The following is a 17,004-nucleotide window of genomic DNA, read 5'->3' as shown; positions in this document are numbered from 1 at the left end:
CGCGATGAAGTGGCAGCGGGTCGCGAGCGTGCGCGAGGTCGCGCCGGGCGAGGTCAAGAGCGTGCGGGTCTCGGGGATCGACGTCGCGCTCTGCAACCTTGCGGGCTCGTTCCACGCGGTATCGAACGTCTGCACGCACGCGTACGCGTGCCTGAGCGACGGCTACTTGGAGGGCGACGAGCTCGAGTGCGCCTTGCACGGCGGCCGTTTCGACGTGAAGACCGGCGCGGCCGGCGGTGGAATCGTGACCGAGGATCTGCGCCGCTTCGCGGTGCGCGTCGAGGGCGACGACGTCTTCATCTCGCTCGGCGACGGGGACGCTGGCGAAGAGGTTTGAGTGACTCGCCGCTGCGGCGGCTCAGATTCCCGAACCCTCTTCCTCGTAGCCGGTGTGGATGCCGCACTCGCGGCTCTCCGGGCGCTCCCACCACCAGCGACCCGCGCGCTCGTCCTCGCCCTCGCGGATCGCGCGCGAGCAGGGCGCGCAGCCCACCGATGGGTAGCCCTGCGCGTGGAGCGCATTCACCGGCACCGCGTGCTTCTTCACGTAGGCCCAGACGTCGTCCTTGCTCCAGCCCGCGAGCGGATTGAGCTTCACCCGACCGCCGTGGACCTCGTCGATCTCGACCGCGGAGACGGCCGAGCGAGTCACGCTCTGCTCCGGGCGCAGTCCGCTGATCCAGGCGTCGAGCCCGGCGAGCGCGCGCTCCAATGGCTCGACCTTGCGCACGGCGCAGCAGAGCTTCCGCTTCTCCTCGGTCTCGTAGAAGAGGTTCATGCCGTGCTGCCGGACCATCTTCTGCACGCGCTCCGGATCCGGGAAGAAGACCTCGACTTCGATCTCGTAGCGGTCGCGGACGCGGTCGATCAGGTTGTAGGTCTCCTGCGGCAGGCGACCGGTGTCGAGCGTGAACACGCGCGTCCGGCCCGGGTCGATCTGGTGCATCAGATCGAGCAGGACCATTCCGTCCGGGGAGCCGAAACCCGCCGAGAGGGCGATGCGCGGTGCGAAGCGATCGAAGCCCCAGCGGATCAGCTCTTCGGCAACCAAGCCGTCGAGCCCGCCCGACTCGATCTCCTCGAGCACGGACGCGGATACGCGCACGCCGCGTTTCTCGAGGCTCACTACTGCTGCCATCCGCTTCTCCTCGCTGCCGCCGGAGTCTAACGGGGGCTGCGGAGCTGGGTCAAAATCCGGAGCCGTCATCCGCATTTCGGACGGCGAGCCGGGATCTCAGGTTTCCTGCCCGTGCGGCCGCTCGAAGACAGCGTGCGTCGCCGTGTAAGGAGCCTGAGTCTTGCCTGCGCTGGTCTGCTGCTCGCGGCCGGCGTGGCCGGCGCGCGCGAGCGCTACGCGACGCCCGATCCGCCGGCGCACGAGCCGTACCAGGCCGATGCGCTCGAGCCGGTGCGCGCGGGGGTTCCCGCGGGCATCGAGCTGCTGCGCGCGGCCGATGCTCCGGCCTGGCCCGAACGCCTGCGCGCGGAGGTTGCCGATCGCGTTCGTTCGGAATGGCCCGCCGAGCGCGTCTACGGGCCGATCTTCGCGAATCTCGGCGTGACGCTGCGCTGGCCGCTGGTCAACGCGGAGTCGGACGGAAGCGTGATCGTGCCGGTCGTCGACGAGCTCGAGCTTCCGATCGAGGGCGCGCTCTCGCTGTCCCGGGGCGACGGCCCACGTCGCGTGGTGATCCTGGTCGACGCCTCCGAGAGCGCGAACTCGATGACCGAGTTCCGCAGCGACGGGCGCGGCGCGGAGGCCGTCTCCGTGCTCGAGGCCGAGCGCCGCGCGCTCGACCACCTGCTCGATCTCTCGCAGGACGACTGGCTCGAGATCGGCGTGATCGCGTTCGGCGAGACGACCTGGCCGGTGGCGGAGCCGGGGCTCCCGGTCGAGGGTCTGCGCGCGGCGCTGGCGGACTTCCGCCAGCAGCGCCCGCGTGGCGAGGGTCGAACCGATGCGGTCTGCGCGCTCTGGACCGCGCGCGAGTGGCTCGACTCGACACCGAAAGGCGTCGCGCGGGAGATCGTCGTCCTGACCGACGGAGACGCGGCCTTCTCGGGCCGCTTCCTCGACTGCGCCGGCGACGGACGCGCGCGCTCGGACGCGGCGGCTTCCGCTTGCGAGGCGCGCCGCAATCCGGCGCCGTGTCCGGCGAGCCATCGTTTCAGCCGCTCGGACGGAACCTCGGACCTGGTGCAGCTGGCGAGCTTCGCGCGGCGCGCGCGTGGCGTGCTCGCGGTTCACGCGCTGCTCTTCGAGCCCGACCGCAGCGCGCGTTCCTGGCAGCGGGTCGTCGCCGACACCGGCGGTCGGCTGGTTCGCGTTCCTGGACCGGAGGCAATCGAGCTCGCGCTGCCGTCGCTGGTGTCGAGCCGGATCGGTCGCGTCGTCGCCCGCAATGCCACGCTCGGGGTCGAGAGCTCGGATCTGCTCGCGCCCGATCGCACCCGGCTGCTCGGCGCGCTCGCACTCACACCCGGCGCGAACGACGTCGAGCTCCGGGTCGAGAGCGATCGCGGGACCGCGGCACTGCTCCGATTCCGCGTCTACGCGGCGCCGCGCCAGCTCGAGGTCTGGCTGGCGGCGCTTCGCGAGCGAAACTCGGCGCTCGAGCTGCGCGCGGAAGAACTGAAGGGCGAGAGCGGCGCGAAGCGCGGTCGCGAGTCGCGCGATCGGAGTCTCGCTGTCGACCCCGAGCCCGATCCGGCCGCCGCTGCGAAGTCGCCCTGAGAACGCTCGCGGGTATACTGCGGCCATGTCGCCGCGCGTCTTCATCGACGGCCACCTCGGAACGACCGGCCTTCGCATCCGCGACTGGCTCTCGGGCCGGGACGACTTCGAGCTCTGCGAGCTTCCCGAAGCGCTCCGCAAGGATGCGGCCGCGCGCCGCGACGCGCTGCGGAGCGCCGATCTCGCGGTGCTGTGTCTGCCCGACGACGCCGCGCGCGAAGCGGTCGGACTGGCCGAAGGATCGCGCGTGCGGATCCTCGACGCGAGCACCGCACACCGGGTCGCGCCGGGCTGGTTTTACGGCCTGCCGGAGCTCGTGGCCGACCAGCGCGAACGGATTCGCGGCGCCGCTCGTGTGTCGAACGGCGGCTGCTGGGCGACCGCGGCCATCCTGCTGCTGCGGCCGCTCGTCGACGCGGGGCTGATCGCGCGTGACACTCCGATCAGCGTGCACGGCGTCTCGGGCTACTCCGGCGGCGGACGCGAGATGATCGCGAAGTGGGAGGATCCGGCGGGCGGCCTGCTCACGCACGTGTACGAGGCGCCCTACGCGCTCGACCGCGTCCACAAGCACATTGCCGAGATCACGCGCTGGAGCGGGCTCGCGCACGCGCCGGAATTCGCACCTGCCGTCGGTCCGTTCCGCTGCGGAATGCGCGTGCAGCTGCCGCTGCACGCGGCGCTGCTCGCGAGCGGAGTCTCGGGCAAGTCGATCTGGGAGGCACTCGCCGCGCGCTACCGGGACGAGCCCTTCGTGCGCGTGCTTCCGATCCGCGAGCCCCTGGATTCCGACGAGCGGAGCTTCGACCCGCGCGCCTGCAACGACACCAATCGCATCGAGCTGCGCGTGCTGCCGAACCCGGGCGGCCACGTGCGCCTGATGGCGGTGCTCGACAACCTGGGCAAGGGCGCCGCCGGTCTGGCGATCCAGAATCTGAACCTGATGCTCGGCCTTTCCGAGACGCGCGGCCTTCCCGCGTAGGCGCTGCGCCCCTAGACCCGGAACTGGCCCACGAGCGACTTCAGCCGGGTCGAGAGCTCCGTCAGATCCTGGGCGCGCTTTCGCACGCCCGTGGCCTCGTTCGACGAGTCCACCGAGGAGAGGCGAACGGATTCGATGTGCGCGGCCACCTCGAGCGCGCCGCGCGCGGCGTTGCCCACGTTCTCGCTGATCTGCGCGATGCCGCGCATCAGGTCGGACGCCTTGGCCGCGACCTCGGCGGCCGTGTTCGAGGCCTCGCCGATGTTTCCCGTGACGTCGGCGATCATCTTGGTCGAATCGGAGGTCGCCTCGAAGACCTTCGCCGAGGTGCGCGTCTGGTCGTCGACCGCCTTGGCGATCGACGCGTTGATCTTTTGCGCGCCCTCTATGAGCTCGATGATCTGGCCGATCGCCGCGACCGACTGACGCGTGAAGCTCTGCATGTCGCTGATCTGCAGCTCGATCTTCTTGGTCGCTTCGGTCGTCTCGCGCGCCAGGTCCTTGACCTCGTTCGCGACCACGGCGAAGCCCTTGCCCGCCTCTCCGGCCGACGCGGCCTCGATCGAGGCGTTCAGCGAGAGCAGATTCGTCTGGTCGGCGACCTTCTGGATCAGCGCGACGATCTTGCCGGTGGCCTCCGCGCTCTGGGTCAGCTCGCGGAGCAATTGCTGAACCGGCGTCGCCTTCTCCGCACCCTGACGGCTCACGGTCGCGGCCTTCTCGGTGTTGTCGCGAATCGTCGTCATCGCGTCCGAGATGTCGCGCACGGAGCCTTCGACCTCGACCGCGTTGGAGGCTACGGCCTCGGCGGCGAGCGAGACCTGCGCCATGTTCTCGCTCATCAGCTCCGTCGAGCTCGAGACGCTGGCGACGTTGCGGTGCGCCTCCTGTGCGGCCCCGGCGACGGTCTCGATGCTCGAAAAGACCTCGTGCGTGCGCGACGCGACGGCACTCGCTCCTTCGCGAACCGACTCGCTGTTCTCGACCAGACGATCGGAGATGCTCGCGAGCTCGCCGGAGGCGGCGCCGAGCGTCTGCGCGTTCTCTGATACGTCGCGGATCACGCTCTGCAGCTTGGCGACGAACGAGTTGAAGTGAGCGGCGACACGCCCGATCTCGTCGCTCGACTCGACGTCGAGGCGGAAGGTCAGGTCGCCGGCTCCCCCCTCGAGGTCGCGCATCGCGGCGGCGATCCGCTCCATCGGCGCCGAGATCGAGCGTCCGACGAGCCAGCCGAGCACGACCATCCCCGCGAGCACCAGAGCCGACGCCGCGAGCGACGCGGCGAAGTTCCTGCGGACCAGGCTCTGCAGGGTGCGCTTCGAGAAATCGATCCGGAAGAAGCCTTTGAAGACCGCTCCGCTGTAGACCGGCGCCGTGACCCGGAGCAGGTCCTGGTCTTCGAGGTCTTCGAGCTTCAGCGCTCGCTCGGGAGCGACGTTCGCTCCGGAGAGCCCCTCGTCGCTCCAGCCGTCGATCCGCGCGCCGTCCTCGTCGTAGACCGTGATGCGCGTGATCTCGATCGGTGCGTGCTCTCGCGTCTCGAGTGAAGGGCGGCCCGAATCGGCTTCCCCGAGCGTGATCGACTCGCCGGAGAGGCTCCGCAACGCGGTTCCGATGACCTCCTCTCCGCCGAAGCCGAGCGAGTCGTACCCGCGCTCCAGGCTCGCGGCGAAGAGGCTCGCGACCGTGACGGTGGAATCGGCCATCAGGCGGTCGCCGAGCTTCCGCGCCTGAGGCGGGAAGAAGAGCAGCATGAAGGCGGAGAAGAGCACGGCCATTCCGGCCAGGTAGGCGGCGATGCGGAGCTTTATCGTGAGTCGACTCAGCACGGCATCGCCTCGTGGATCGCGCCGAGCGCGGACGGAGCCCGAGGCGTGACCGGAATCGACATGCAAGAAGCCTCCCCTCGGGTCGATTCGTGCTTTCGGTGGCTCGTCTTGAGTCGGCGCATTCGCGCGAACCCGACGCGAAACCGCCAGCTCGCGAAGCGCGCGTCAGCGAGAGACGGGTCGGACGTTCACCACTTCGAAACGGAAGGCGGCGCGGGCTCGCCGGGCGCGGCTTCGATCGCTTCGAGAACTCCGGAAACGCTCGCGACCACGCGGATCACGCCCGCGTGCTCGGGCGCGAGAAGCTCCGCCTCGGTCATGCGCGCGAAGAGCGCGAGAAGGGGATCCCAGAATCCGTCGGCGTTCAGGAGCACGAGGGGCTTGGCGTGGAAGCGCAGCTGCCGTTCGACGAGGATCTCGGAGACCTCCTCGAGCGTCCCGAAGCCGCCGGGCAGGGCGACGAAGGCATCTCCCCTTCGCGCGAGCCCTGCCTTGCGGCTGCGCATGTCGCCGACCACGTCCAGAACGTGAAGTCCGTGGTGGGCGACGCGCGAGAACGAGTCGAGGATCACGCCCTCGACGCGTCCGCCGGCACGGAGCGCCGCGTCGGCGCAGGCTCCCATCAAGCCGACGTTGGAGCCGCCATAGACCAGCACCCAGCCGCGCTTCGCGATCGCGCTTCCGAGCTCCGCCGCGAGCGAGAGATGCTCCGCTCGCGCTCGCGTCCGCGAGCCGGCGTACACGGTGACCGCGAAGCGGCCGTCTCCGCTCAAGGCTCCAGGGCGCCCGGCCACAGATAGTAGAAGCCCGGCGCGAGCTCGCTCCTGCGGATCGGCAGAAGATTCACGTCGGTCACCTGTACGGAGATGTTCGGACCTCGGCTGTAGATGTTCTCGCGCGTCTGATTGGCCCTGTGGTAGGTGACGACGCGCGACTCGCTGATTCCGGCGCGCGTCTCCAGCTCCTCGACGGCGTCCTCCAGGTAGCCGAGCTCGTCGACGAGTCCGGACTCGAGCGCCTGCCGCGCGGAGTAGACGCGCCCGTCGGCGAGCGTGGTGATTTCCTCGCGAGACAGCTCGGGCCGCCCCTTGACCACGATGTCCACGAAGCGGGCGAACAGGTCGTTGATCACGCTGGAGAGCTGAACGCGCTCTTCTGAGCTCATGTCGCGCAAGAGTGTGCCGGCGTCCTTGAACTTTCCGCTCGTGAGCGTCTGATCGACGACGCCGTACTTCTCCATCAGCCCTTCGATGGAGAGACCCGGCATCACCACGCCGATCGAGCCGGTGACGCTGGACGGGTGCGCGATCACGCGATCACTCGCCATCGCGACGTAGTAGCCGCCCGAGGTCGCGATTCCGTTCAGATAGGCGACCACCGGGTGTTTGTGCTCGGACTTCCAGCTCTCGATCTCGTGGTGCAGCGTGTCGCTCGCCGACACCGAGCCGCCGGGCGAGTTGATGCGCAGCAGGCCTCCGACGACGTCTTCGTCGGCGGCGGCTCGATCCAGGGCGTTGCGCGTCTCGACGATCAGGCCGGGTCGCTCGGAGATTCCGATCCGCGAACGGCTGTCGGCCTCGGCGATCACGCCCGAGACCTCGATCAGCGCGAGCTTCGCTCCCGCGCGGCCCAGAACGACCGTTTCCTGCAGCTTGCCCGGGCTGCCGAGAGCGCCCAGATCGACCGGCGCATAGAGGATGCAGCCCGAGAGCACGGCCAGGGCGCCCAGCGACGCCACGATTCGAAAGCGCATTGTCGACCCCCTCGTCGATGGAGAAGTGGAAGTCACGGGGTAGAAGCGGACGCGGGGTGATCTCCCGAGTGGAAGATCACCCCGACGTCGCGACGCATAGATCTGCGTGGGAGTTACTTTCGCTTCTTCCCGCGGTATTTCGCCCAGCGGCGCTTCGCCGCCAGAGAGATCGCCCGACGACCCTCTTCGCTCAGGCGATTGCCGCGACCGGGCTTGCGCCCCGGAGCGGCGCCCTTTCGGCCCGCGGACAGACCCGTCAGGTTGGCCATCCGAGTGCGCAGCTGCTCGAGCTGTTTCGCGAGCGCTTGCTCTTCTTTCTTCAGCGCCTTCACGGCGTCCTTGATCGACTTTTGCCAGGACATACGGATCCCCTTCGAATGATCACGAGTCTCAGAGACTCATCGGTAGCTTAGAAAGCCGACACGGGAGTGTCGAGGGAGAGAGCTCGGGTCCGCCGATTTTGCTCGCGACGGCGCGCCCGGTGTAGGATCGCCCCGGTGTCGCCGGAAGGAGAAGCGCGATGAAACTCGGATTGCTCGTCGGATACTCGGGACGCGGAATGGGCTTGCCCATGGAGCTGATCAAGGAAGCCGAGAAGCTCGGCTTCGATTCGGTCTGGACCGCGGAAGCGTATGGATCGGACGCGATCACGCCGCTGGCGTGGATCGGAGCCCAGACCAGCCGCATCCGGCTCGGCACTGCGATCATGCAGATCCCTGCGCGCACGCCCGCGATGGCCGCGATGACGGCGATGAGCCTCGACGCGCTTTCGGGGGGGCGATTCATCCTCGGGATCGGTCCTTCCGGCCCGCAGGTCGTCGAGGGCTGGCACGGGGTCAAGTACGGCAAGCCACTCACGCGAACGCGCGAGTACGTGCAGATCATCCGCCAGATCCTGCGACGCGAGCAGCCGGTCGAGTTTCACGGCGAGGAGTACGACCTGCCGTACTCGGGTCCGGGAGCGACCGGACTCGGCAAGCCGCTGAAGAGCATCCTGCACGGACGCGCCGATCTTCCGATCTACACCGCGGCGATCAGCCCGGCCGGCGTGAAGGTCGCGGCCGAGGTCGCCGACGGCTTCTTCCCGGTCTGGATGTCCCCGGACAAGTGGAGCGTCTTCGCGCCCCACGTCGAAGCGGGGTTCAAGAAGGCGGGCGGCGGCAAGAGCATGGCCGACTTCGAGGTCTCGCCCTTCGTGACCTGCGTGCTCGGCGACGACGTCGCGCAGTGCAGGAATGCCGTGAAGCCGATGCTCGCGCTGTACATCGGCGGGATGGGAGCCCGGAACAAGAACTTCTACAACGACTACGCCAAGCGTCTCGGCTACGAAGAGGCGGCCGAGAAGATCCAGGACCTCTATCTCGAGGGAAAGAAGATGGAGGCCATGGCGGCGGTGCCCGACGCGCTGGTGGACGAGGTCGCGCTGCTCGGCCCGCGCGAGCGAATCCGCGATCGGCTCCAGGCGTGGAAGGCCTCGCCGGTCGGAACGCTCTGCATCGGCAGCGGTCAGCCGGAGGCGCTGCGAATGCTCGCCGAGCTGGTTCTGTAGCGAGCCTTCGTCGGGCCGGTATTCTCGCGTCTGCGATGGATGCAGCGAGGATCACGGCGGGAGCGTGCGAGCTGGTGCGGACGGTCTCCGCCGATGGCGGGCTGTCCGTGCGCGCGATCGTGGCGACGGGGCTGGTCGCGGAGGCCGCGCGCCGTCACGAGACGGCGCCGACCGCGAGCGCGGCGCTCGGCCGCGCTCTGATGGGCGGCGTACTCCTCGCCGCGGGCGCGAAGCAGGACGAGACGCTCCAGCTGCAGTTCCGCGGCGACGGGCCGCTCGGGCAGATGACCGTGATCGCCGACCACCTCGGCCGGGTGCGCGGCTACGTGTCCGATCCTTCCGCTCACCCCCCTTCGCGCTCGGGCAAGCTCGACGTCGGAGCGGCGGTCGGGAAGGGAATCCTCGCGGTCGTGCGATACCACCCGAGCTGGCGCGAGCCCTACACCGGAATCGTTCCGATCGTCTCGGGCGAGGTGGCCGAGGATCTCACCCACTACCTGGCCGAGAGCGAGCAGACGGCCTCCGCGCTCGCGGTCGGGGTCCACGTCGCGAGCGATCGCTCGATCGAAGCCGCGGGCGGATATCTGGTCCAGGCGCTTCCGGACGCCGACGAAGAGGTGCTCGCGCGGCTCGAGCGCACCGTCCGCGCGCTGCCTTCGCCGACGGAGCTGGTGCGCGCAGGGCTCAGCGCCGACGGAATCGTCGACCGGCTTCTCGAGGGCATCGGTGCGCGAGGACGCCAGCGCTCGCGACCGGAATTCCACTGCGCCTGCGACGCCGAGCGGATCCGGCGCGCGGTGACCTTGCTCGGCCGCGAGGAGACGCGGGCGATCGCCGAGATGCGCGAGCGCCTCGAGGTGCGCTGCGAGTTCTGCGCCACAGGGTACGTGCTCGAGCCGGACGAGGTCGGGGCGCTGCTTCCCGATGCCTGAGCTCGCGGCGCAGCGGCCGAGCGTCGCGCTCTTCATCCCGTGCTACGTCGATCAGCTCGCTCCCGAGGTCGGACTCGCCACCGCGACGGTGCTCGAGCGACTCGGCTGCGAGGTCGGCTTCGACGCGGGCCAGACCTGCTGCGGGCAGCCCTTCGTGACCAGCGGCGCGCGACGCGAGGCGGTGCGGCTCGCGCGCGCGCACGTGGAGCGCTTCGCGGGCGCGGACGCGGTGGTCTGTCCGTCGGCAAGCTGCGTTGCGACCGTCCGGCGCCGCTATGCGGACCTGATCGGTGAGGCTCGGGCGTGGCGGCTGGCCTCGCGCACGTTCGAGCTCGGCGAGTTCATCGTCTCGCGGCTCGGCACGAGCGACGTGGGCGCATGCTTTCCTCACCGCGTCGCGCTGCTCGAGAGCTGTCACGGACTTCGCGAGCTCGAGCTCGGCCGAGCCAGCGAGCGTCTCGACCCCGAGCCGTCACGGATCGGGGTCACGGAAACGCTGCTCCGCGGCGTCTCGGGGCTCGAGCTGCGGCCGGTGTCGCGGCGCGACGAGTGCTGCGGCTTCGGCGGCGCATTCTCGTTCGGGTTCCCCGAGCTCTCCGCGCGAATCGGCCGCGACAAGCTCCGCGCACTCTCGGAGAGCGGCGCCGAGTACGTGACGGGCACGGACGTGAGCTGCCTGCTGCACCTCGAGGGCCTGCGCGCGCGGGAGGGCTTCGGCCCGCGCGCGATCCACCTCGCGGAGATCCTCGCCAGCGGAGCCGGGCGTTGAGTGCCGGGCTCGACCGGCGCGCGCTCGCGGTGCTACCCGACGGGGAGCGGCGATCGGCGCACGACGCCGCGGTGTTCAATCTGCGCGAGAAGCGCGACCAGGCGGGCCGCGCCGAGCCCGACTTCGAACGCCTGCGCGAGCACGCGCGCGCGCTGAAGGCCCATGCGCTCGACCACCTCGATCTCCTGCTCGAGCGCTTCGAGGAGAACGCGAGTCGGGCCGGCGCCGTCGTGCACTGGGCCGAGGACGCGCCGGCGCTGAACCGGATCGTGCACCAGCTGCTCGAGTCCCGCGGCGCGCGAAGGGTCGTGAAGAGCAAGTCGATGCTGACCGAGGAGTGCGGGCTCAACCCCTACCTCGAGAGTCGCGGGGTCGAGGTCGTCGATACCGATCTCGGCGAGCGGATCGTCCAGCTCGCAAGCGAGCCGCCATCCCACATCATCATGCCGGCGATCCACCGCAGCCGCGAGGACATCGGCGCGCTCTTCCATCGCGAGCTCGACGTGCCCCCGGGCGAGACCGATCCCGTGCGACTCACGGAGGCCGCGCGCCGGCACCTGCGCAGCTGCTTCCTCGGCGCGGATGCCGCGATCACCGGGGCGAACTTCGCGGTCGCCGAGAGCGGAACGCTGGTCGTGGTCACCAACGAGGGGAATGCCGACCTCGGCATGAGTCTGCCGGGACTGCACGTCGCGTGTCTGGGGCTCGAGAAGCTGATTCCCGGCCTCGCCGACCTCGCGGTGCTGCTGCGGCTTCTCGCGCGAAGCGCGACGGGTCAACCCATTTCGGTGTATACGAGCCTGGTCAACGGTCCGCGTCCTGGCGCCGAGCTTCACATCGTACTCGTCGACAACGGCCGCACCCGCTTGCTCGCGGACGAGCGGCACCGACGGGCGCTCGGCTGCATTCGCTGCGGCGCTTGCTTGAACACCTGTCCGGTGTACCGGCGCGCCGGCGGTCATGCCTACGGATTCGCGATTCCGGGTCCGATCGGGCTGGTGCTCGCGCCCGCGCTCGGTGGAACCGAAGAGCAACGCGGCCTTCCGCTCGCGTCGACGCTGTGCGGCAGCTGCACGGCGGTGTGTCCGGTGAAGATCGATTTGCACGAGCAGCTGATCTCCTGGCGCGCGAGCGACGTGCCGCGCGGACTTCGCGAGCGGCTGCTCTCGCGATTCGCGGCGGCATGCCTCTCGAGCCCGGCGCTCTACGCGCTTGCCGGGCTCGCGCTGCGCGCGGCCTGGCCGGTCCTGTCGCGACGCTGGCCGGGAAATCCCGCCGGGCCGTGGCTGGCCTCGCGCGAGCTCCCGACGCACCCCGGTGCGAGCTTCCGCGCGCGCTGGCGAGATCGCGTGCGCGGGGCCGGCCCGTGAGCGCGCGCGAGCGGATCCTCGCGCGGGTGCGAGCCGCGTCGCACCACGGCGTGCCCGCGCCCGCGCCGTTCGTCTCGGGTCCGGGTCGCGGAGATTTTGCGGCGTTCGCCGAGCGGCTCGAGGCCGCGGGTGGCGAGGCGCGCGGACCCTTCGCCGCGAGCGCGCTCGGCTCGCGCGTCGCAGAGCTGTGTCGCGAGTGGGGCGCAGGCGCGCGCGTTCTCGCGAGTGAGGCCGCGCTCGGCTGGATCGGAGCCGGGCCGTGGCAGCCCGTGCCGCGCGAGACCGACCCGCATTCGCTCGCCGACGTGTCGGTCGCGATCCTCTGCGGAGCTCTCGGCGTCGCCGAGAACGGCGCGGTCGGCCTCGACGGCCGCGAGGCGCGCCCGCGCGCGCTCCCGATCCTGTGCGAGCGCCTGATCCTGCTGCTCGACACGAGCCGGATCGTCAGCGACATGAACGCCGCGCTCGCGGGTCTTCCCGACGGCGCGCTCGCGCACCACCACTTCACGTTCGTCGCCGGCCCGTCGAAGACCGCGGACATCGAGGGGATGCTCGTGCTGGGCGCGCACGGTCCGCGCGCGCTCGCGGTCTTCGGAATCCATGCCTGAGCCCTCGGGAACCGACGACGAAATCCTCGCGGTGTTTCGCGAGCCGAGATTCCGCCGGTACCTGGCCAGCCGTTTCTTCGCGGGCACCGCGATGATGCTGCTGCGAACGGCCGTCTCGTGGCACGTCTACGACCTCACGCAGTCGCCGTTCCAGCTGGGAATGATCGGGCTGACCCAGTTCCTGCCGGTGCTGCCGCTCTCCTTGTTCGCGGGCGCGGTCGCCGACGTGGTGGACCGGCGCCGGCTGCTGCTGATCGCCCAGTTGGTTCCGCTGCTCTGCTCGCTTTCGCTCTGTCTCGCGACTCTCTCGGGCAGCATCCGCCTTCCGGGGCTCTACGCGGCGATCGCGCTGGCGGCGATCGCGTCGGTCTTCGAGTCGCCGGCGCGTGCATCGATCCTGCCGCAACTCGTGCCGCGAGCGCTGTTTCCGCGCGCGGTGACGGTGAGCTCCACCGCGGTCTGGCTCGCGTTCGCGACCGGGCCGATGCTGATGGGATTCACGGCGGCGAAGGGCGGGATCGCGTCGGTCTACGCGCTGCACGCGCTGCTGATCGCGGGGTCGCTCGCGTCGCTTCTGGCGCTCCCGCCGCTCGGAGCCGCGACGAGCGCGCGCGTCAGCTGGGCTGCGATCCGCGAGGGTCTGCTCTTCGTCTGGCACAGTCCGGTCGTGCTCGGCTGCATGACGCTCGACATGTTCGCGGTGATCCTCGGCGGAGCGACGGCGCTGCTGCCGATCTACGCGCGCGACATCCTCGCGGTCGGCGAGCTCGGTTACGGGGTGCTCTCGGCGTCGCTGGAGCTCGGGGCGCTGGCGATGTCGGCCGCGCTGATCTTCCTGCCGGGATTCCGGCGCACCGGACGGGCGCTGCTCGTGGCGGTGGCGGTCTACGGACTCGCGACCATCGTGTTCGGGCTCTCGCGGTACTTCCCGCTCTCGGTCCTCGCGTACATGGTCGCGGGAATGGCCGATGCGGTGAGCGTCGTGCTGCGGGGCACCGCGATCCAGCTCTCCACGCCCGACGCGCTTCGCGGCCGGGTGAGCTCGGTGAACTTCATCTTCATCGGAGCCTCGAATCAGCTCGGCGCGGCCGAGTCGGGCTTTCTCGCCGCTGCGACCAGCGCGACCTTCGCGGTGGTGTCCGGCGGAGTCGGCTGTCTCTTGGTCGTCGCGCTCGTCGCCTGGCGCATGCCGGCCCTGCGCAGCCATCGAACCGGCGACGCCTAGCTCGATCGCGGTCTTGCCACGCGGGACGCGCGGAGCTACCCAAGCTCCATGCAGGTCGGCGCCGTACTCGTGCTGGAGGCCGGGCCCCTCGAGCTCCGCAACGGCGGAGTCGACATCGAGCAGATCCGGTCCTACACCGCAGAGCGTCTCACTCGCACTCCGCGCGCCCGACAGCGGGGACTGGATCTCGTCCTGGGCCGGCTGCCCGTCTGGGCGGACGACCCGTTCTTCGACCTCGTCTACCACGTGCGTCACGTGGCGCTGCCCAGACCCGGGGACGAGCGCCAGCTGAAGCGCCTGGCCGCGCAGATCTTCTCCGAGGCGCTGGATCCCGAGAAGCCGCCTTGGGAGCTCTGCGTGGTCGAGGGGCTGGACGAGGGCCGCTTCGCGCTGATCGCGAAGGCCGATGCCGCGCTCGTCTCGGGAGACGAGGGCTTCGACCCGCTGCAAGCGATCCTGGACACGTCCAGCGCGGCGGCGCCGCGCCCCGCGCCTGCGATCGAGCCGCGGCCGACACCGAGCCGGGTCGCTCTGATGCGCGGCGAGCTCGCGCGCCGCGCGCGGGAGATCGCGCGGGCCGAGTCGGTCGGCGCCGCGCTAGGGCAGGGCCTGCGCTCCGCGCTGAACGCGCTCGAACGCGTGCTCGCTTCGCGTTCCGAGCTTCCGCTCACCGGGCCCGCCGGCGCGCAGCGGAGGATCGAGCTTCTCGAGCTCGATCAGGCAGACCTGCGAATGCTCGTCGGGAGTCTGGGAGCCTCGCCGCAAGCGATCCTGCTGGCCACGCTCGCCGGCGCGCTCCGCGTGTACGTCTCGCGGCGCGGGCTCGACCCCGCGGCGGCCGAGCTTCGCGCTCTGACACCGATCGGCGTTGGCGGCGGCGAAGCGGCAGGCGTGGCTCCGCTCGTCGTGCTGCCGCTCGCCGAGCCGGATCCGCTGCTCCGACTCGAGGCCCTGCGCAGCGCGCCCGTGCCTCCGGACGCGCCCGGCGTCTCGTTCTCGCCGCTCCGGGATCTCGCGCGCCTGCACGCCGCGTCCGCCGCGGGCCGCCCGGCGAGCCTGTGCGTGACGGTGCTGCCCGGGTCCGAGGCGCCCCTGTTCGTGCTCGGAGCGCCGGTCCGCGCCTGTACCGGGATCGCGCCGCTGCTCTCGGGGCAGTTGTTGGGACTCACGGCGACGTTCTACGCCGGGCGCGTCCGGCTGGGCTTCGCGGGCGACGCCGCGCTCGCCGCAGACCTGCCGCTACTGGCCGACTCGATCGCGGCGTCGTTCGACGAGCTGCGCAGAATCTCGAGCCCGCCGGTTCACCGAGCCGGAAGACGCGCCGATCCATCGCGGGTGCGCGAAGTGGGAGCGGATGCGTGATGGCGAACGAGGCAGAGCCGGGACTTCCCTGGGAGAACCTGATCGCGATCGCGGCGGGTCTGGCGTGGATCGCGGCGGGCGAGGGCGTGTTCGGTTTTCTCTTCGGAGTGATTCCGGGCGCTCTCCTGGTGGCAGGAGGGACCTCGAGCCTGCTGCTCCCGGGGGACGTTCGGACCCCGCAGCTGATCGCGCTCGGCAGCGCAGCCGCGCTGCTCGCGGCAGTCCCGATGATCTTCGCGGTCGGGTTCTTCGAGACGCTCGGACTGCTCGCGCTCGCGGTCGCCAGCTTCATCGCCTGTGGCTGGACCGCGCAGCGCCGCGAGCCGCCGATCGATCGGGTGCCGGAGCCGACGCTGGATCTGGAGCTCGCGATCAAAGTCGGCTTCGACCAGCTCGCGCTCGCCAGCATGATCGCCACGCGCCCCGGGCGCTTCGCGCGCGACGCGTCGCGCCTGGCGCTCGAGGTTCGCGATGCGCGCACGCTGTTCGAGAGCTCGGGCTGGCTGGAGAAGCCCGAGTCGTACCATCGCGAGCCGCCGCCGCTCGCGATGCCCGCGCTGCGCTGGCGCAAGAGCCTGGGATTCTCGTTCGAGCACCTCTCCTTCGAGAGCGGCTACGAGCCTCACGCCGGCGAGCCGGGCCGCGATCGCTGGCTCTCGCACCTGCCCAATCGCGAGTCCCACGCCTGGGTGCTCCGGCACGCAGACCGTCCGCGACCGTGGCTGGTCTGCATCCACGGCTACGGAATGGGCATTCCCGCCGTCGATCTCTCCGCATTCGAAGCGCGCCGGCTCCACTTCGAGCTCGGCTTGAACGTCGTGTGCCCGGTCCTGCCGCTGCACGGACCGCGGAAGCTCGGCCTGCGCAGCGGCGACGGGTTCCTGAACGGCGACTTCCTGGACACCGTGCACGCAGAGGCGCAGGCGATGTGGGATCTGCGCCGATTGCTCTCCTGGCTGCGCGCGGACGGGGCGACGCAGATCGGTGTCTTCGGGCTCTCGCTCGGCGGCTACACCACCGCGCTCCTCGCCGGGCTCGACTCAGGCCTCGCCTGCGCGATCGCGGGCATTCCGGCGACGGACTTCAGCCGGCTGGTCGCGCGCCTGGCGCCGCACGCCACGCTTCGCGAGATCGAGCGGCTCGGGCTGGACTGGAGCTTCGTCCGCGACGTGCTCTCCGTCGTCTCGCCGCTGCGGCTCTCGCCGCAGATCGCGATCGAGCGCCTGTCGATCTTCGGCGGCACCGCGGATCACCTGGTTCCCGCGGATCAGGTGCGCGACCTGTGGAAGCACTGGGGCGAGCCGCGGATCGCCTGGTACCCGGGCAGCCACATGTCGTTCGCGCGCGAGCCGCAGGTGCGTTTCCTGATCGACGACGCCCTGCGCCACGGAGGCCTGGTTCGCGAGCGATGAGGCCGCGTGCGCCGGAAGGCGATGGCATCGTGCGGGTCCGGCGCGAGACGTCCGGTCGCGGCGGCAAGACCGTGACGACGATCGCGGGCCTGCGGCTCGCGAGCGACGCGCTGGCGGCGCTCGCCTCGGAGCTGAAGCGCGCCTGCGGCACGGGCGGCACGGTGCGGGACTACGTGATCGAGATCCAGGGAGATCACCGCGCGCAGGTCGTCGCGCAGCTCGAGCTGCGCGGCTACACGGTGAAGCTGGCGGGCGGCTAGCCTGGATTTCTCACCACTCAAACGAGCACAGGCCGGCTGACTTCTGTTAACCGTTGAGTTGCAAGACAAAACGGGCCAACAGAAAGGGCCGACCTGTGCAGACAGAGTGTAGCGCGACGCAGCTTGAGTTTTCGCCGCTGGGACGACGGCCCGTGGTGGGCCGGTTCGACGCGGAGCACGCGAGCAGCGACGGCGGGGTGCTGCTGCTGCGCGAGC

General features: G+C 70.5%; 17 protein-coding genes. 12 read left to right on the top strand and 5 right to left on the bottom strand.

The genetic code is table 11. The features are described from left to right. The first annotated feature begins 4 nt into the window (after positions 1-4). A complete protein-coding gene (locus tag FJ108_09435) occupies positions 5-337 on the top strand; it encodes a non-heme iron oxygenase ferredoxin subunit (GenBank protein MBM4336123.1) in 333 nt (110 codons plus the stop codon). 21 nt (positions 338-358) lie between these two features. On the opposite strand, the gene FJ108_09430 is transcribed toward FJ108_09435, so the two are convergent. Then, the gene (locus FJ108_09430) at positions 359-1,138 is read right to left on the bottom strand and encodes a phosphoadenylyl-sulfate reductase (protein ID MBM4336122.1); all 780 of its coding nucleotides are present in this window, start codon (positions 1,136-1,138) and stop codon (positions 359-361) included. A gap of 111 nt (positions 1,139-1,249) precedes the next feature. Between FJ108_09430 and FJ108_09425 the strand changes: the two genes are divergently transcribed. Together FJ108_09425 and argC are read left to right on the top strand one after the other, a co-directional pair. Then, the gene (locus FJ108_09425) at positions 1,250-2,734 is read left to right on the top strand and encodes a VWA domain-containing protein (protein MBM4336121.1); all 1,485 of its coding nucleotides are present in this window, start codon (positions 1,250-1,252) and stop codon (positions 2,732-2,734) included. A 25-nt stretch (positions 2,735-2,759) separates the two neighbouring features. After that, the gene (gene argC, locus FJ108_09420) at positions 2,760-3,716 is read left to right on the top strand and encodes an N-acetyl-gamma-glutamyl-phosphate reductase (GenBank protein MBM4336120.1); all 957 of its coding nucleotides are present in this window, start codon (positions 2,760-2,762) and stop codon (positions 3,714-3,716) included. An 11-nt stretch (positions 3,717-3,727) separates the two neighbouring features. On the opposite strand, the gene FJ108_09415 is transcribed toward argC, so the two are convergent. The 4 genes from FJ108_09415 to FJ108_09400 all read right to left on the bottom strand — a co-directional run bounded on the left by FJ108_09415 (position 3,728) and on the right by FJ108_09400 (position 7,663). Beyond that, positions 3,728-5,548, bottom strand: coding sequence for a methyl-accepting chemotaxis protein (locus FJ108_09415; protein ID MBM4336119.1), 1,821 nt, complete (start codon positions 5,546-5,548; stop codon positions 3,728-3,730). A 188-nt stretch (positions 5,549-5,736) separates the two neighbouring features. Next, a complete protein-coding gene (locus tag FJ108_09410; protein ID MBM4336118.1) occupies positions 5,737-6,321 on the bottom strand; it encodes a TIGR00730 family Rossman fold protein in 585 nt (194 codons plus the stop codon). After that, on the bottom strand, positions 6,318-7,301 hold the full coding sequence (sppA, locus tag FJ108_09405) for a signal peptide peptidase SppA (protein MBM4336117.1): 984 nt from the start codon (positions 7,299-7,301) through the stop codon (positions 6,318-6,320). The genes FJ108_09410 and sppA overlap by 4 nt, the downstream gene beginning before the upstream one ends. 113 nt (positions 7,302-7,414) lie before the next feature. Then, on the bottom strand, positions 7,415-7,663 hold the full coding sequence (locus FJ108_09400) for a hypothetical protein (GenBank protein MBM4336116.1): 249 nt from the start codon (positions 7,661-7,663) through the stop codon (positions 7,415-7,417). A 158-nt stretch (positions 7,664-7,821) separates the two neighbouring features. Between FJ108_09400 and FJ108_09395 the strand changes: the two genes are divergently transcribed. From FJ108_09395 to FJ108_09355, 9 genes are read left to right on the top strand one after another with little or no spacing between them, the layout of a single operon-like run. Further along, on the top strand, positions 7,822-8,850 hold the full coding sequence (locus tag FJ108_09395; protein MBM4336115.1) for an LLM class F420-dependent oxidoreductase: 1,029 nt from the start codon (positions 7,822-7,824) through the stop codon (positions 8,848-8,850). A 35-nt stretch (positions 8,851-8,885) separates the two neighbouring features. After that, the gene (locus tag FJ108_09390; GenBank protein ID MBM4336114.1) at positions 8,886-9,782 is read left to right on the top strand and encodes an Hsp33 family molecular chaperone HslO; all 897 of its coding nucleotides are present in this window, start codon (positions 8,886-8,888) and stop codon (positions 9,780-9,782) included. Beyond that, a complete protein-coding gene (locus FJ108_09385; protein ID MBM4336113.1) occupies positions 9,775-10,551 on the top strand; it encodes a (Fe-S)-binding protein in 777 nt (258 codons plus the stop codon). The genes FJ108_09390 and FJ108_09385 overlap by 8 nt, the downstream gene beginning before the upstream one ends. A 29-nt stretch (positions 10,552-10,580) precedes the next feature. Then, a complete protein-coding gene (locus tag FJ108_09380) occupies positions 10,581-11,921 on the top strand; it encodes a lactate utilization protein (GenBank protein ID MBM4336112.1) in 1,341 nt (446 codons plus the stop codon). Then, positions 11,735-12,529: a hypothetical protein gene (locus FJ108_09375; GenBank protein MBM4336111.1), complete on the top strand. Its 795-nt coding sequence runs from the start codon at positions 11,735-11,737 to the stop codon at positions 12,527-12,529. Before FJ108_09380 ends, FJ108_09375 begins: the two co-directional genes overlap by 187 nt. Next, on the top strand, positions 12,522-13,754 hold the full coding sequence (locus FJ108_09370; protein MBM4336110.1) for an MFS transporter: 1,233 nt from the start codon (positions 12,522-12,524) through the stop codon (positions 13,752-13,754). Before FJ108_09375 ends, FJ108_09370 begins: the two co-directional genes overlap by 8 nt. Before the next feature lie 48 nt (positions 13,755-13,802). Beyond that, on the top strand, positions 13,803-15,116 hold the full coding sequence (locus FJ108_09365; GenBank protein MBM4336109.1) for a DUF1298 domain-containing protein: 1,314 nt from the start codon (positions 13,803-13,805) through the stop codon (positions 15,114-15,116). Further along, positions 15,116-16,528, top strand: coding sequence for a hypothetical protein (locus tag FJ108_09360; GenBank protein MBM4336108.1), 1,413 nt, complete (start codon positions 15,116-15,118; stop codon positions 16,526-16,528). Before FJ108_09365 ends, FJ108_09360 begins: the two co-directional genes overlap by 1 nt. Beyond that, positions 16,525-16,788, top strand: coding sequence for a stress response translation initiation inhibitor YciH (locus FJ108_09355; protein MBM4336107.1), 264 nt, complete (start codon positions 16,525-16,527; stop codon positions 16,786-16,788). The genes FJ108_09360 and FJ108_09355 overlap by 4 nt, the downstream gene beginning before the upstream one ends. The last annotated feature ends 216 nt before the right edge of the window (positions 16,789-17,004 follow it).

Source organism: Deltaproteobacteria bacterium (assembly GCA_016875225.1).
GTDB lineage: Bacteria > Myxococcota_A > UBA9160 > SZUA-336 > SZUA-336 > VGRW01.
Note: the sequence above shows the minus strand (reverse complement) of the source record. Positions and strands in the feature narration are given on the sequence as shown.

Coding starts and splice junctions, on each gene's coding strand:
- FJ108_09365 (MBM4336109.1), top strand. CDS start 13,803: ATGCAGGTCGGCGCCGTACTCGTGCTGGAGGCCGGGCCCCTCGAGCTC.
- FJ108_09395 (MBM4336115.1), top strand. CDS start 7,822: ATGAAACTCGGATTGCTCGTCGGATACTCGGGACGCGGAATGGGCTTG.
- argC (MBM4336120.1), top strand. CDS start 2,760: ATGTCGCCGCGCGTCTTCATCGACGGCCACCTCGGAACGACCGGCCTT.
- FJ108_09385 (MBM4336113.1), top strand. CDS start 9,775: ATGCCTGAGCTCGCGGCGCAGCGGCCGAGCGTCGCGCTCTTCATCCCG.
- FJ108_09435 (MBM4336123.1), top strand. CDS start 5: ATGAAGTGGCAGCGGGTCGCGAGCGTGCGCGAGGTCGCGCCGGGCGAG.
- FJ108_09360 (MBM4336108.1), top strand. CDS start 15,116: ATGGCGAACGAGGCAGAGCCGGGACTTCCCTGGGAGAACCTGATCGCG.
- FJ108_09400 (MBM4336116.1), bottom strand. CDS start 7,663: ATGTCCTGGCAAAAGTCGATCAAGGACGCCGTGAAGGCGCTGAAGAAA.
- FJ108_09430 (MBM4336122.1), bottom strand. CDS start 1,138: ATGGCAGCAGTAGTGAGCCTCGAGAAACGCGGCGTGCGCGTATCCGCG.
- sppA (MBM4336117.1), bottom strand. CDS start 7,301: ATGCGCTTTCGAATCGTGGCGTCGCTGGGCGCCCTGGCCGTGCTCTCG.
- FJ108_09390 (MBM4336114.1), top strand. CDS start 8,886: ATGGATGCAGCGAGGATCACGGCGGGAGCGTGCGAGCTGGTGCGGACG.
- FJ108_09375 (MBM4336111.1), top strand. CDS start 11,735: ATGCCTCTCGAGCCCGGCGCTCTACGCGCTTGCCGGGCTCGCGCTGCG.
- FJ108_09355 (MBM4336107.1), top strand. CDS start 16,525: ATGAGGCCGCGTGCGCCGGAAGGCGATGGCATCGTGCGGGTCCGGCGC.
- FJ108_09370 (MBM4336110.1), top strand. CDS start 12,522: ATGCCTGAGCCCTCGGGAACCGACGACGAAATCCTCGCGGTGTTTCGC.